Raw genomic sequence first — 13554 nt, 5'->3', positions numbered from 1 at the left:
CAGCCGGTGCCCCGCCCGGGGCACCGGCGACGCACCGGACGCCGCCGGCCCCACCCTTCGGGCGGACGGCGGGACTTCCGGCACACGTCCTAGGACGTCACCGTCTGCTGCGCCTCCAGCAGGGCGCGCAGCCGGGTCGTGCGGTCCTGGGACGGGGGCAGGGCCACCGCGCGCGGGAGCGCCTGATCCACCCCGTGCACGACGGAGAGATGCCGCTCGCCACGGCTGAACGCGGTGTACACCCAGGCCCGGCTCAGCCCCTGAGCCGCGTCACCGGGCAGCACGACGACGACCGCGGGCCAGCGCATCCCGGCCGCCTGGTGGGCGCTGAGGGCCCAGCCGTGGCGCACGGACGACGCCACTCGCTCCTGCGGTACGACGACCGGCGTGCCCGCACAGTCCAGATGCAGTCCCTCGGCGTCGGCCGAGACAACCGTCCCGGGCACGGTCCTGCCGGGGGTCGGGATGTGTACGACCCGGTCGCCCGGGTCGAAGCCGCCGAACCGGCCGGGACCGGGGTTGAGCCGCTGCTTGAGCGCCGCGTTCAGCGCGCGGGTGCCCGCCGAGCCGCCGTGCCCGACAGTGATCACCTGGGTGTCGGCCGACGGGACACCGATCGCACGCGGCACCGAGTCGGCGACCAGTTGCACGGCGCGGTGCACCGCCTCACCGGCGTCCTGCACGGGGACGATCACCACCTCCTTGCCGGGGGCCGCCACCTGGTTCAGCTCGCCGATTCCGATCCCGGAGACCAGTTCGCCGATCGGACCGGGATCCGGCGTACGGGATACGACCTGCGGGCACGCACGGGCGGCCAGGACGTCCGCGAACACCCGCCCCGCACCTGCCGAGCCCAGCACCCCCGGGTCGCCGCTGAGCACCAGCCGCGCGCCGTCGGGGAGGGACTCCACCAGAATCGCGGCGGTCTCCACGTCCAGCTGCGGGGCGTCCAGCACGACCAGCAGATCGACGGCGATCGCCCCGTCCGCGTCGCGGCCGGGGCCCTCCGCGCCGGAGAGCAGCCCGGCGAGGGTGACGGCCGCCGACGGCTCGTCGAGCGCCTCGGCCAGCCGCCGTCTGCCGTCCACGCTGTGGGTGGCACCGAGGGCCCGCAACCCGACGGCGCGGGCGGCGACGATCAGCGCGGCGGGTTCCGCCCGCGCCGCGTCGCCGCCCGTGTGCGCGACCAGGCCACCGGCGGCGACCGCACGGATCAGCTCGCCCGCCGACGGGGAACCGGCGGCCGCGGCCGCCTCCGACCAGTCGGCGTCCTTCTCGCAGGCGTTGACCAGCCGGGCCAGACCGTCGGCGAGGCTCTCCTCGGCCAGCGCGTACCGGTCGAGACCGAGCAGTACCTGGGCCGGCTCCTGTCCGGCCCCGTCCGCCGCCTCGTGCCCGTCGGGCTCTGCGTCCCTGTCCGCTTCCTGTTCCTGGTCGTCCGGACCGTCCTGGAAGACCAGCACGACGCCCTCGGCGACGGCGTGCTGCACGGCCGTCTCCGGGTCGGTCACCGCACGCTCGGCGAGCGCGGCACGCACCGCCGACGCGTCCAGCGCGGTGTGGCCCTGCAGTGCGGCACGCTCCAGCAGCCAGCCGACCAGCGCCGCCGTCCGCCGCTCGTCGTCCGGACCGCACCCGGCGCCCAGCACGGCCCTCGCGAAGCCGTCCGCCTGCTCGGGCCGGACGGTGGGTACGGCCAGCAGCTGCCACGGGTCCGCGCGCAGCACGTCGGCCGCCTGCGCGCCGAGCGTCTCCGCCGCCGGTCCCGCCAGGGTCTCGGGTGCCCCGCCCTCCGCCAGGACGGCCGTCACCGCGGCCACGACCTCCGGAGAGGCACTCTGCGGTGCGAGCACCGGCTCGGGTTCCCGGGCGCGTACCGGCGCGGGTGCGGGAGCGGTACGGCGCGGCGCGGGCGAGTCGAAGAACGCGGCGCCGGGCTTCTCGCCGCTCTCCACGGCGCGCACCGCCGCCAGCAGATCGGCCGCCTGCCCGCTCAGCTTGGCGCCCGCGGCGATCGGGCCCGCCTTCTCGGCCTTGCGCTTCTCGATCCGCTCCCGCAGTTCCCGCTGGGCGGCCAGCTCGGCCTCGGCCTCCGAGAGCACGGCGGCAGCGGGCGCCGTGTCGGCGTCCGTCGCGGCCGCGTCCGTCTCTTCGGCTCCCTCCGGGGCAGCCGACTGCGCTGTCCCTTCCGTCTCCTGCGCCTCGCTCTCGTCGGCCCCCGCGTCCTCGGCGGACGGGGCGGGTACGGCGGCGGCGGAGCCGACGACGTCGGTGTCGTCGGCGGCGGCCGAGGGGCCGGGGGATTCCCCCCGGGGAAGCGCAGTCACAGCGTGCTCCAGTCCTGGTCGGGATAGCGGTGCACGGGCGCCGACACATCGTCGAGCGCCTGGCAGATCTCGTCAGGAAGACTAAGCGCCTCCACTGACAATGCCTCCGTGAGCTGCTGCGCGTTGCGCGCGCCGACGATCGGGGCCACCACTCCGGGGCGGTCCCGTACCCAGGCGAGAGCCACCTGCAGCGCCGTCGTGGCCAGCCCGTCGGCCGCCGTCGCCACCGCGTCCACGATGCGGCTCGCCGGGTCGTCGAGATACGGCTCCACGAACGGCGCGAGCAGTTCCGAGGCGCCGCGGGAGTCGGCCGGGGTGCCCGTGCGGTACTTGCCGGTCAGCACCCCGCGGCCCAGGGGCGACGACGGCAGCAGCCCCACGCCCAGATCGAGTGCGGCCGGCAGCACCTCGCGCTCCACGCCCCGCTGCAGCAGTGAGTACTCCATCTGCGTACTGGCCAGCCGGGTGCGCGCCCCGGGCGAGGCGAGCTGCCAGGTCGCCGCCTTGGCGAGCTGCCAGCCGCAGAAGTTCGACACCCCCACGTACCGTGCGCGCCCGGTGGACACCGCCAGCTCCAGCGTCTGAAGGGTCTCCTCCAGCGGAGTCACCGGGTCGAAGGCGTGGAGCTGCCACAGATCCACGTAGTCCGTACCGAGCCGTTCGAGCGAGGCGTCCAGCGCCGCCAGCAGATGACCGCGCGAGCCGTCGAAGCGGCGGTACGGGTCGGCCACGCTGCCCGCCTTCGTCGCGATGACCAGATCGCGCCGCGGCACCAGACCCTCGACGAGCTGCCCCAGCAGATATTCGGCCTCCCCGCCGCCGTAGACATCGGCCGTGTCGACCAGCGTGCCGCCCGCCTCCCAGAAGACCTTCAGCTGTTCGGCAGCGTCGTGCTCGTCGGTGTCCCGGCCCCAGGTGAGGGTGCCGAGCCCGATCCGGGACACTCGAAGGCCGGTGCGGCCGAGATGCCTCTGCTCCATGGGCGCTGAGATTACTGGCCAGAGCCCCACGGGGAGGAAGCCTGTGGACAACGAGGGGTCAAGTCGCCCCTGCCGGATCCGGGTGGTGCGCGCTAGAGTCCGGACCACAGGGACGTTACTGATCAGTAAGGGGAGCGGCTATGCGGCTCGGCATCAATCTCGGTTACTGGGGCGCGGGAATGGACGGCGACAACCTCGCCGTCGCCCAGGAGGCCGACCGGCTCGGCTACGACGTCTGCTGGGCGGCAGAGGCGTACGGCTCCGACGCGCCGACCGTGCTCACCTGGGTCGCCGCCCGGACCGAGTCCATCGACGTCGGCTCCGCGATCATGCAGATCCCGGCGCGCCAGCCCGCCATGACGGCGATGACCGCCGCCACCCTCGACTCGCTCTCCGGCGGCCGGTTCCGTCTCGGCCTCGGTGTGTCGGGACCGCAGGTCTCCGAGGGCTGGTACGGCGTCAAGTTCGACAAGCCGCTGGCCCGCACCCGGGAGTACGTCGAGATCGTCCGCCGGGCGATGTCCCGCGAGCGGCTCTCGTACGAGGGCGAGCACTGGACGCTCCCGCTGCCGGACGGCCCCGGCAAGCCCATCAAGCTCACCGTCCACCCGCAGCGCGAGCACATTCCGCTCTACATCGCGGCGATCGGCCCGAAGAACCTGGAGCAGACCGGCGAGATCGCCGACGGCGCGCTGCTGATCTTCCCGTCCGCCGACCATCTCGAGGACACCGCGGTGAAGCACCTGCGGGCGGGCCGCGAGAAGGCCGGGAAGACCATGGACGGCTTCGACGTCTGCCCGACGCTGCCGCTCGCCGTCGGTGACGACGTCAACGGACTCGCCGACATGTTCCGGCCCTACACCGCGCTGTACGTCGGCGGCATGGGCAGCCGCAAGCAGAATTTCTACAACCAGCTCGCCCAGCGCATGGGGTACGAGAAGGAAGCCGCCGAGATCCAGGACAAGTACCTGTCGGGTGACAAGACCGGCGCCGCGGCCGCCGTACCGCACCAGCTGATCGATCAGACCACCCTGCTCGGTTCGGTCGAGCGCATCGCGGAGCGCATGCAGGCCTACGCCGCCGCCGGTGTCACGACGCTGACCCTTGCTCCCGCCGGTTTCACACGCGAGGAGCGGATCGCCGCGCTGCGCGCCGGTACGGACGCCCTGGAGCGGTCCGGCCTGGCGTAACCGCCCGCGGGCAGCACTACGGCCGTGGTGGGGGCTCGGGGGTCCTCCCCGCCACGGCCGTTACGCATAGCACAACGCGCGCGCCGCCCATCGGTTACGCGGCACCCGTTTGGCCCTGCCGGGCATGCCCCCTGTTGCCCACCGGCCCGTACCGCATTTGACTTTCCTTCTGCGGACACCGGTACGGAGGCGCCAGCGATGCTCTCGGTAAAGAACCTGTTCCAGGAGATTCTCGACAACGACGAGTCGTTCCGGCTCTTCTGTTCGATCGCCGCAGGTGGCGAGATGCAGGGCGGCTGGGAGAACGGCCGTATCGCGGCCCTGGCCCCCGAGAGCCAGCGCACCCTCGTTCCCAAGATCGTCCGGCACGGTGCCGACGAGGACAAGCACGGCCGGATCTTCCACGCCCTGCTGAAGAAGCGCGGGCTGCGACCGGCCGAGGTGCCGCACGAGACGGACTACACGATGCTGCTGGAGAAGCACGGCATCGGCCTCGCCCACGAGCAGCTGAAACGCGACGAGCCGCTCTCCGAGCTCGACATCGTCACGTATCTGGCGCACAGCCGGGTCACCGAGCAGCGCGCCTCCGAACAGATGAAAACACTTCACAAGTATTTCGCCGACCACCCCGACCTGGGCCGCGCGGTGAAGATGATCTCGAACGACGAGGACAACCACCTGGCGTACTGCCATGAGGAGCTGCTCCGCCTCGCCCGCTCAGGACACGGCCGGACGATCCAGCGGATCCTGCGCGAGTGCGCCCTTGCCGAGATCCGGGTGTACCGCGACGTCAGCCTCGCCGTGATGGCGCACATGGGCCGCATCCTGGGGTGGCCCATGGCCAGGGCGGCGATGCTCGCCGCGGGGATCCACGGCGTCTACGTGTACGAACGGCTCGTCGGCTGGCGGCGCATGGTCAGCCTGGAACTGCCCGAGCGGCGCGACGCGCTGGGCGGCCCGGCCGTGCCTGCGCCCGAGTACGCCTGAGCCGCACCTTCGGCGGGCAGCCTGTCGTCAGAGCCAGCCGCGGCGCTTGAACATGCGGTACAGGCCGAAGACCGCGCAGCCCATCAGCCCGATCACCGTCGGGTAGGTCCACACCCAGTGCAGCTCCGGCATGTGGTCGAAGTTCATGCCGTAGATCCCCGCCACCATCGTCGGTACGGCCGCCATGGCCGCCCACGCCGAGATCTTCCGCATGTCGTCGTTCTGCCGCAGCCCCGTCTGCGCCAGATGCGCGGAGAGGATGTCGGAGAGCAGCCGGTCCAGCCCCTCCACGTGCTCGTTGGCGCGCGTCAGATGGTCGCTCACGTCCCGGAAGAACGGCTGCGAGTGCTCATTGACGAAGGGCACGGTGGCACCCGCGAGCCGGACCATGGGCGCGCTCAGCGGGCCGCTGGCCCGGCGGAACTCCAGCACCTGCCGCTTGAAGGTGTAGATGCGCGATGCGGTGTTCTTGGTGTCGACGGTGCTGCTCGGTGCGAACACCTCGGTCTCCAGTTCCTCCAGGTCGACCTGGAGTTCCGCGGCCACATCGATGTAGTGGTCCACGACGGCGTCGCTGACGGCGTACAGGACCGCGGTGGGGCCGTGCTTGAGCACCTCGGGATCGGCCTCCAGCCGACGGCGTACCTCGGCGAGCGGCGCTCCCTCCCCGTGCCGGACCGTCACGACGAACGAGTCGCCTATGAAGACCATCAGCTCGTCGGTGGTGACGGTGTCGCCCTCGGGTTCGTACACCACCGGCTTGATGACCACGAAGAGGGAGTCGTCGTACACCTCCAGCTTCGGCCGCTGGTGCGCGCTCAGCGCGTCCTCCACGGCCAGTGGATGCAGCCCGAACTCGCTGCTGACGAGGTCGAACTCCTTCTCCGTCGGCTCGTGCAGCCCGATCCAGAGAAACGCGTCCCCGGTGGCCCGTGCCTCGTCGAGGGCATCGGAGAGGTCGGCAGGTCCGTCGGTACGACGCCCATCCCGATAAATCGCGCAATCCACAATCACGGCGCGCATTCTTCCTTGGTCCGGTCCCCGACGCACCTCCTGAGGGACATCGGCTTACGCTGGCCCGTATGCCCACCCTGATCCTCGTACGCCACGGACGCTCCACCGCCAACACGGCCGGGGTGCTTGCCGGCCGGACCCCCGGTGTGGCGCTCGACGAGCGCGGCGTCGCGCAGGCCGCCGCGCTCCCCGGGCGGCTCGCCTCCCTTCCCCTCGCCGCCGCCGTCAGCAGCCCGCTGCAGCGCTGCCGGGAGACTCTGCAGCCACTGCTCGACGCCCGGCCGGGGCTGCCGCTGCACACCGAGGACCGGATCAGCGAATGCGACTACGGCGACTGGGCGGGGCGCAAACTCGCGGAACTCTCCGACGAGCCGCTGATGTCCGTCGTGCAGCAGCATCCCTCGGCCGTGGCCTTTCCCGGCGGTGAGTCGATGCGGGCGATGCAGGCGCGCGCCGTCGATGCCGTCCGGGAGTGGAACGCCCGGATCGAGGCCGAGCACGGCGACGGCGCGGTGTACGTGATGTGCTCGCACGGCGACATCATCAAGTCCGTCGTCGCCGACGCGCTGGGGATGCATCTCGACCTCTTCCAGCGGATCCAGGCCGAACCCTGCTCGGTCACCGCGATCCGCTACACGCGGCTTCGGCCCTTCCTGCTGCGGCTCGGCGACACCGGGGACTTCGCGTCGCTGGAGCCGCGCGAGGTGAGCGCCGACGCGGCCACGGATACGGAAGCAGATACGGATGCGGTGGTCGGCGGCGGCGCTGGGGCGCCGTGATCGCTCCTCGCAGTAGGGTGGACGCGCCGTAGGCGCCCTTCCTCCGGGACTCTCCCGGAACCCGGCCGCCCCTCATTTGCCGTCAATTCTCAAGGGAGACAGGACGTGTCCCGTCAGGTGTTCCTCTACGACCCCCCGGACCGTTTCGTGGCCGGTACGGTCGGGCTGCCTGGACGCCGTACGTTCTTCCTGCAGGCTTCCTCAGGCGGACGTGTCACCAGCGTGGCCCTGGAGAAGACCCAGGTCGCCGCGCTCGCCGAGCGGATCGATGAACTGCTCGACGAGGTTGTGCGGAGGACCGGCGGGAACTCGCCGGTGCCCGCAGTGGCCCCGATGGACGTCACCGACACCGCTCCGCTCGACGTGCCCGTCGAGGAGGAGTTCCGGGTCGGGACCATGGCTCTCGCCTGGGACGGCGAGGAACAGCGCATGATTGTCGAGGCGCAGGCCCTGGTCGAGCTGGACGCGGACTCCGACGACGATCTCGCGGAGGCCGAGGAACGGATGCTGCAGGACGAGGAGAACGGTCCGCCGATGCTCCGGGTCCGGCTCAGTGGCGCGCAGGCGCGTGCGTTCGCCAAGCGCGCCCTGGACGTCGTGAACGCCGGCCGTCCGCCGTGCCCGCTGTGCAGCCTGCCGCTCGACCCGGAAGGACACGTATGCCCGCGCCAGAACGGATACCGACGGGGAGCCTGACGGACACCCGGCTGATCACTCTGCTCACCGAGGGGCAGCTCACCGTCCGCGGGCAGGTCCGTGACGCGTCCAATGCGGTGCTCTACTGCACCGTCGCGTACGAGGGCGAGGAGCGCACCTGCGTGTACAAGCCCGTCGCCGGGGAACAGCCGCTGTGGGACTTCCCCGACGGCACGCTCGCCGGGCGTGAGGTCGCCGCGTACGAGATCTCCGAGGCGACGGGGTGGGGGCTGGTGCCACCGACCGTGCTGCGGGACGGGCCGTACGGGGAGGGGATGTGCCAGCTGTGGATCGAGGCACCCTCGGAGTCGTCCGCGGACGGTGAGCCTCCGCTGCTGGCGCTCGTCGAGGACGAGGAGCCGGGGGACGGGTGGAGGGCCGTCGCCCAGGCCGAGGTGGGCGAGGGGAGGACGGCGCTGCTGGTGCACGCGGACGATCCGCGGCTGCGGCGGCTGGCGGTCCTCGACGCGGTGATCAACAATGCCGACCGGAAGGGCGGGCACCTGCTGCCGGCGCCGGACGGCCGGCTGTACGGCATCGACCACGGAGTGACGTTCAACGCGGACGACAAGCTGCGGACGCTGCTGTGGGGGTGGGCGGGGGAACCGCTGACGGCCGAGGCCGTCGACGTGCTGGACCGGCTGGCGGAAGAGCTGGCCCCGGGGAGGGCGCTGGTCATCCGACTGGCGGAGCTGATCACTGCAGCGGAGATCGATGCGTTGCGGGGGCGGGTGGAGGCGCTGCGGATGACGGGGCGGCACCCGGAGCCGAGCGGCGGGTGGCCGGCGATCCCCTGGCCACCGGTGTGACGGACCGGGGGCGTTTCCCCTGCCCGCTCCGCTCCGAACGCCGGAGGCGCCGCCCCTGAACCCTCGCTCCTCACGCGCCGGAGGACATCCTTGAGCCCCCCGCCGGTGTCGAGCACGTCCTTACGCCGTCCGAGGGGGCCTGTGGGCCCTGCACGGCCCGTCCGGCGGCGAAGGGACCGGGGGCCGGGGCAGCGCCACGGCTTCGGGAATCGGTGCGGCGGGGAGCGGGCACCGCGCGACCGCACGACCGTCGCTCAGGCCGGGATCCCGTATCCGGTTCGTATCCGGAAGCAACGTCCGGTTACGCTCATGGCATGCATGCCTGGCCCGCTTCTGAGGTCCCCGCCCTGCCTGGCAAGGGCCGCGACCTTCGGATCCACGACACCGCGACCGGCGGACGGATCACTCTTGACCCCGGTCCCGTCGCCCGCATCTACGTCTGCGGCATCACGCCGTACGACGCGACCCACATGGGTCATGCGGCGACCTACAACGCGTTCGACCTCGTTCAGCGCGTGTGGCTCGACACCAAGCGGCAGGTTCACTATGTCCAGAATGTGACCGACGTGGACGATCCGCTGCTGGAGCGGGCCGTGCGCGACGGTCAGGACTGGACCGAGCTCGCCGAGCGCGAGACGGCCCTCTTCCGCGAGGACATGACCGCCCTGCGCATGCTTCCGCCGCAGCATTACATCGGCGCGGTGGAGGCGATACCGGGCATCGTCCCGCTCGTCGAACGGCTCCGGGACGCCGGTGCCGCCTACGAACTCGACGGCGACGTGTACTTCTCCGTCGAGACCGACCCGCACTTCGGCGAGGTGTCCAACCTGGACGCCGAGGCGATGCGGCTGCTCTCCGCAGAGCGCGGGGGTGACCCGGAGCGCCCGGGGAAGAAGAACCCGCTCGACCCGATGCTCTGGATGGCCGCCCGCGAGGGTGAGCCGAGCTGGGACGGTGCCTCGCTCGGTGCGGGCCGGCCCGGTTGGCACATCGAGTGCGTGGCCATCGCGCTGGACCACCTCGGCATGGGCTTCGACGTCCAGGGAGGCGGGTCCGACCTCGCCTTCCCGCATCACGAGATGGGCGCATCGCACGCCCAGGTACTGACCGGCGAGCACCCGTTCGCCCAGGCGTACGTGCACGCCGGGATGGTCGCCCTGGACGGCGAGAAGATGTCCAAGTCCCGGGGCAACCTGGTCTTCGTGTCGGCGCTGCGCCGCGACGGCGTGGACCCGGCCGCGATCAGGCTGGCGCTGCTCTCGCACCACTACCGGTCGGACTGGGAGTGGACCGACCAGGTGCTCGCCGACGCCGTCGAGCGGCTCGCGCGGTGGCGCTCCGCCGTCTCCCGGCCCGACGGACTGTCCGCCGACGCCCTCGTCGACGAGGTCCGCGAGGCTCTCGCCGACGACCTGGACGCGCCGGCCGCTCTGGCCGCCGTGGACCGCTGGGCCGAGCGCCAGAACGCCGAGGGCGGTACGGACGAGGGTGCGCCGGGCCTCGTCTCGCGCACCGTCGACGCGCTGCTGGGTGTCGCGCTGTAACAACCCTTCTTCCTCTGCCTGTTGGCCGGCCTTGGACTTCTCCACGAAGTTCGGGGCCGGTCCTGTTTTGTCCATGGTCAAATGCTTGCGGCTGCGCTAAAAGCGCTCTATGCAATCATCAACGCGCATCAGAGTGGTGGCAGTTGCAGCTCTGCTGGGACTGGTCGCCGTGTTTGCGGGACCCGGCAGCGCACAGGCCGAACCCGCCGCGCCCGAGGCCACGACGGTCGGCGATGTGAGCGGTTTCTCCGCCGACGGGTCCGTCTACCACCTCAGGGCCGGCTCCGCCGAGGCCCGGGTCAGCTTCGTCACAGACGAGACCTTCCGTATCGAACTCGCCCCGGGCGGTACGTTCTCCGACCCGACCGGCGACGACATCGTCCTGCCGCAGGGCGCCCCGCCGCACACCCGGTGGAAGGAGAGGACCGACCGGTACGAGCTGTCCACCGGCAGTGTCACGCTGCACGCCTACAAGTCGCCGCTGCGCTTCGAGCTCCACCGGGCCGACGGCAGCCTCGTCTGGTCCGAGGCCAAGGGGCTCAGCTGGGACGGGAAGCGCACCACCCAGACGCTGGCCCGCGGCGCAGACGAACAGTTCTACGGCGCCGGCATGCAGAACGGGCGCGGCAACACCTCGCACCGCGACAAGACCGTCGAGGTCGGCGTCGACTACAACTGGAACGACGGCGGTCACCCCAATTCCGTGCCGTTCTACCTCTCCTCCGCGGGGTACGGCGTCTTCCGCAACACCTACGCGCCCAACACCTACGCGTTCACCGACCCGGTGACCACCAGTGCGCAGGAACAGCGCTTCGACGCCTACTACTTCGCCGGCGACGACGCCAAGGACGTCATCGGGCAGTACACGAAGCTCACCGGCAAGCCCTTCCTGCCGCCCGTGTACGGGATGGAGATCGGCGACGCCGACTGCTACCTGCACAATGCCAACCGCGGCGAGCGCCACACCCTGGATGCCCTGAAGGTCGCCGACGGTTACGTCGAGCACGACATGCCCAACGGGTGGATGCTCGTCAACGACGGTTACGGCTGCGGCCACGAGGACCTCGCCGAGACCGCCAAGGGTCTCCAGGAACGCGGCATGCAGCTCGGCCTGTGGACCCAGGACGGCATCGGCAAGATCGCCGACCAGGTCAAGGCCGGCCAGCGGGTCGCCAAGCTGGACGTCGCCTGGGTCGGAGCGGGCTACAAGTTCGCGCTGGACGGCTGCAAGGACGCGTACAAGGGCATCGAGGACAACAGCGACGCCCGCGGCTTCACCTACGCCCCCGAGAGCTGGTCGGGCGCGCAGCGCTGCGGCGTCCAGTGGTCCGGCGACCAGTACGGCACCTGGGACTACATCCGCTGGCAGATTCCGACCTACGCGGGTGCCACGATGTCCGGACTCGCCTACACGACGGGCGACGTCGACGGTATCTTCGGCGGCAGCGCCAAAACGTACACCCGGGATCTCCAGTGGAAGATGTTCCTGGGCACCACGATGACGATGGACGGCTGGGCGGCCAGCGACAAGCAGCCCTTCCGCTACGGCGAGCCCTACACCTCCGTCAACCGCGACTACCTCAAGCTCAAGGAGTCGCTGCTGCCGTACCAGTACTCGTACGCGCACGAGGCGACCAAGACCGGTGTCGGCATGGTCCGCCCGCTCGTCCTCGAATACCCGGACGACCCGAAGGCCGCGACGGACGCGGCGAAGTACGAGTTCATGTCCGGCGAGGACTTCCTCGTCGCACCCGTCCACCAGGACAGCACCCACCGCGACGGGATCTATCTGCCCAAGGGCACCTGGATCGACTACTGGAGTGGCCGCACCTACCAGGGGCCCACGACCGTCGACCACTACAGCGCCCCGCTCGACACCCTGCCGCTCTTCGTGAAGGCCGGAGCCAGCGTGCCGATGTGGCCGGGCATCCGCTCGTACCAGGACCGGACCGCCGACTCCTCGCTGGCCTGGGACATCTACCCGCAGGGCGCTTCCTCCTTCACGCTGTACGAGGACGACGGCGTCACCCGGCAGCACCGCGACGGCAGGTACGCCACCCAGCGGGCGCACGTCGACGCACCCGTCCGGGGCGCGGGCGACATCACCGTGGACATCGGGGAGAGCAAGGGGGACTTCACCGGCAAGCAGAGCAGGCGGCCGTACGAGTTCAGCGTGCACACCGGGTCCGCGCCGAGCGCGGTGAAGCTCGACGGCAAGCTGCCCCGGCTGGGTTCCGAGGCCGCGTACAAGACCGCGAAGCAGGGCTGGTGGTACGACCGGGACGACCGCGGCGGGGTGGTGAAGATCAAGACCGCGCCGCTCTCCACCGGCAAGGAGTTCAGCGTGAAGCTGGAGGACACCAGCGCCGTCGGCGGGAAGAACGCGGCCGCCACGGCCGTCGTCTCCGCGCCGGAGGGGCAGGAGATCGGGGCGGGCGTCGCGGGCACGGTGGCCGTCGATGTCACCGCGGGCAGTGCCGACGTGACGGACGCCGCAGTCGGCCTGGACGTCCCCGAGGGCTGGCAGGTCACCCCGGCGAGCACCGTGGACCGGATCCCGGCGGGCACCACCCGGCGGGTCGAGGTGGCGGTCACCCCGGCGAAGGACGCCACGGCCGGCGAGGCCCGGATCACCGCGCTCGCCCGCTACCGCGTGGCGGGCGAATCCCGCACCACCGTCCAGCGGTTCGCGGCCGCGGTGATGCCCCAGCCGCCGACCTCCGACACCTGGGCGAGCGACCTGGTGTGGCTGAAGTCGACCAACGGCTACGGGCCGGCCGAACGCGACCGCAGCAACGGCGAGTCGGGCGCGACCGACGGACACACCCTCACCCTGGCCGGGAAGACCTACGCGAAGGGGATCGGCAGCCACGCCGACTCCGACATCGAGGTCTATCTCGGCGGACGCTGCACCACGTTCACCGCGGACGTCGGGATCGACGACGAGATCAACGGCTACGGTGAAGTGGCGTTCTCCGTCGAGGCGGACGGCAAGGTGCTGTGGACCTCACCGAAGGTGACCGGGGCATCGGCCACCGTGCCGGTCGACGTGGACGTCACCGGTGCGCGCCATGCGCATCTGAAGGTCACCGACACCAACGGATCCAAGACCGGTGACCACGGGGACTGGGCCGCGGCGCGCTTCAGCTGCTCCTAGTGGCGCTCCCGGCAAGCTTTGCCCCGTCGCAAACATTGCCGGTCACGGCACCAGGGCGGGCGGCACTTCCG

The 13554-nt window shown here is 71.3% G+C and carries 10 protein-coding genes; 7 read left to right on the top strand and 3 right to left on the bottom strand.

The window, feature by feature from the left end; translation table 11 throughout:
- Positions 1 to 89 precede the first annotated feature (89 nt).
- Together ACFU6I_RS34115 and ACFU6I_RS34110 are read right to left on the bottom strand one after the other, a co-directional pair.
- On the bottom strand, positions 90 to 2327 hold the full coding sequence (locus tag ACFU6I_RS34115) for a helix-hairpin-helix domain-containing protein (protein ID WP_384373821.1): 2238 nt from the start codon (positions 2325 to 2327) through the stop codon (positions 90 to 92).
- Entirely contained in the window at positions 2324 to 3307 is a 984-nt protein-coding gene (locus ACFU6I_RS34110) for an aldo/keto reductase (RefSeq protein ID WP_384373818.1), read from the bottom strand. The genes ACFU6I_RS34115 and ACFU6I_RS34110 overlap by 4 nt, the downstream gene beginning before the upstream one ends.
- Positions 3308 to 3447: 140 nt before the next feature.
- Between ACFU6I_RS34110 and ACFU6I_RS34105 the strand changes: the two genes are divergently transcribed.
- The gene (locus tag ACFU6I_RS34105; RefSeq protein WP_384373815.1) at positions 3448 to 4497 is read left to right on the top strand and encodes an LLM class F420-dependent oxidoreductase; all 1050 of its coding nucleotides are present in this window, start codon (positions 3448 to 3450) and stop codon (positions 4495 to 4497) included.
- Between the two features lie 198 nt (positions 4498 to 4695).
- On the top strand, positions 4696 to 5484 hold the full coding sequence (locus ACFU6I_RS34100; protein ID WP_384373813.1) for a ferritin-like domain-containing protein: 789 nt from the start codon (positions 4696 to 4698) through the stop codon (positions 5482 to 5484).
- Positions 5485 to 5511: 27 nt separating this feature from the next.
- Here ACFU6I_RS34100 and corA read toward each other — a convergent pair whose 3' ends face one another.
- Positions 5512 to 6507: a magnesium/cobalt transporter CorA gene (gene corA / locus ACFU6I_RS34095; protein WP_384373810.1), complete on the bottom strand. Its 996-nt coding sequence runs from the start codon at positions 6505 to 6507 to the stop codon at positions 5512 to 5514.
- A 59-nt stretch (positions 6508 to 6566) separates the two neighbouring features.
- Here corA and ACFU6I_RS34090 point away from each other — a divergent pair, with 59 nt between their 5' ends.
- From ACFU6I_RS34090 to ACFU6I_RS34070, 5 genes are all read left to right on the top strand, one after another.
- Complete coding sequence (locus ACFU6I_RS34090; protein WP_384373807.1) at positions 6567 to 7277, top strand: histidine phosphatase family protein; 711 nt, start codon at positions 6567 to 6569, stop codon at positions 7275 to 7277.
- Between the two features lie 105 nt (positions 7278 to 7382).
- A complete protein-coding gene (locus ACFU6I_RS34085; RefSeq protein ID WP_030918365.1) occupies positions 7383 to 7973 on the top strand; it encodes a DUF3090 domain-containing protein in 591 nt (196 codons plus the stop codon).
- Positions 7937 to 8782 (top strand): SCO1664 family protein, encoded by an 846-nt coding sequence (locus tag ACFU6I_RS34080; RefSeq protein ID WP_384373804.1) that lies wholly within the window; start codon positions 7937 to 7939, stop codon positions 8780 to 8782. Before ACFU6I_RS34085 ends, ACFU6I_RS34080 begins: the two co-directional genes overlap by 37 nt.
- A 314-nt stretch (positions 8783 to 9096) precedes the next feature.
- On the top strand, positions 9097 to 10326 hold the full coding sequence (mshC, locus tag ACFU6I_RS34075) for a cysteine--1-D-myo-inosityl 2-amino-2-deoxy-alpha-D-glucopyranoside ligase (RefSeq protein WP_384373801.1): 1230 nt from the start codon (positions 9097 to 9099) through the stop codon (positions 10324 to 10326).
- A 109-nt stretch (positions 10327 to 10435) separates the two neighbouring features.
- Positions 10436 to 13483 carry an NPCBM/NEW2 domain-containing protein gene (locus ACFU6I_RS34070; protein WP_384373798.1) on the top strand — a complete coding sequence of 1016 codons (3048 nt, stop codon included), beginning with the start codon at positions 10436 to 10438 and terminating at the stop codon, positions 13481 to 13483.
- Positions 13484 to 13554 lie beyond the last annotated feature (71 nt).

Origin of the sequence: Streptomyces sp. NPDC057486 (assembly GCF_042802415.1) — a bacterium.
Taxonomy (GTDB): domain Bacteria; phylum Actinomycetota; class Actinomycetes; order Streptomycetales; family Streptomycetaceae; genus Streptomyces; species Streptomyces yanii.
This window is presented reverse-complemented; position numbering and strand designations above follow the sequence as displayed.

What these genes read in the sequence shown, in the direction of transcription:
- mshC (WP_384373801.1), top strand. Translation starts at nt 9,097, where the DNA reads ATGCATGCCTGGCCCGCTTCTGAGGTCCCCGCCCTGCCTGGCAAGGGC.
- ACFU6I_RS34110 (WP_384373818.1), bottom strand. Translation starts at nt 3,307, where the DNA reads ATGGAGCAGAGGCATCTCGGCCGCACCGGCCTTCGAGTGTCCCGGATC.
- ACFU6I_RS34100 (WP_384373813.1), top strand. Translation starts at nt 4,696, where the DNA reads ATGCTCTCGGTAAAGAACCTGTTCCAGGAGATTCTCGACAACGACGAG.
- corA (WP_384373810.1), bottom strand. Translation starts at nt 6,507, where the DNA reads ATGCGCGCCGTGATTGTGGATTGCGCGATTTATCGGGATGGGCGTCGT.
- ACFU6I_RS34070 (WP_384373798.1), top strand. Translation starts at nt 10,436, where the DNA reads ATGCAATCATCAACGCGCATCAGAGTGGTGGCAGTTGCAGCTCTGCTG.
- ACFU6I_RS34090 (WP_384373807.1), top strand. Translation starts at nt 6,567, where the DNA reads ATGCCCACCCTGATCCTCGTACGCCACGGACGCTCCACCGCCAACACG.
- ACFU6I_RS34080 (WP_384373804.1), top strand. Translation starts at nt 7,937, where the DNA reads ATGCCCGCGCCAGAACGGATACCGACGGGGAGCCTGACGGACACCCGG.
- ACFU6I_RS34105 (WP_384373815.1), top strand. Translation starts at nt 3,448, where the DNA reads ATGCGGCTCGGCATCAATCTCGGTTACTGGGGCGCGGGAATGGACGGC.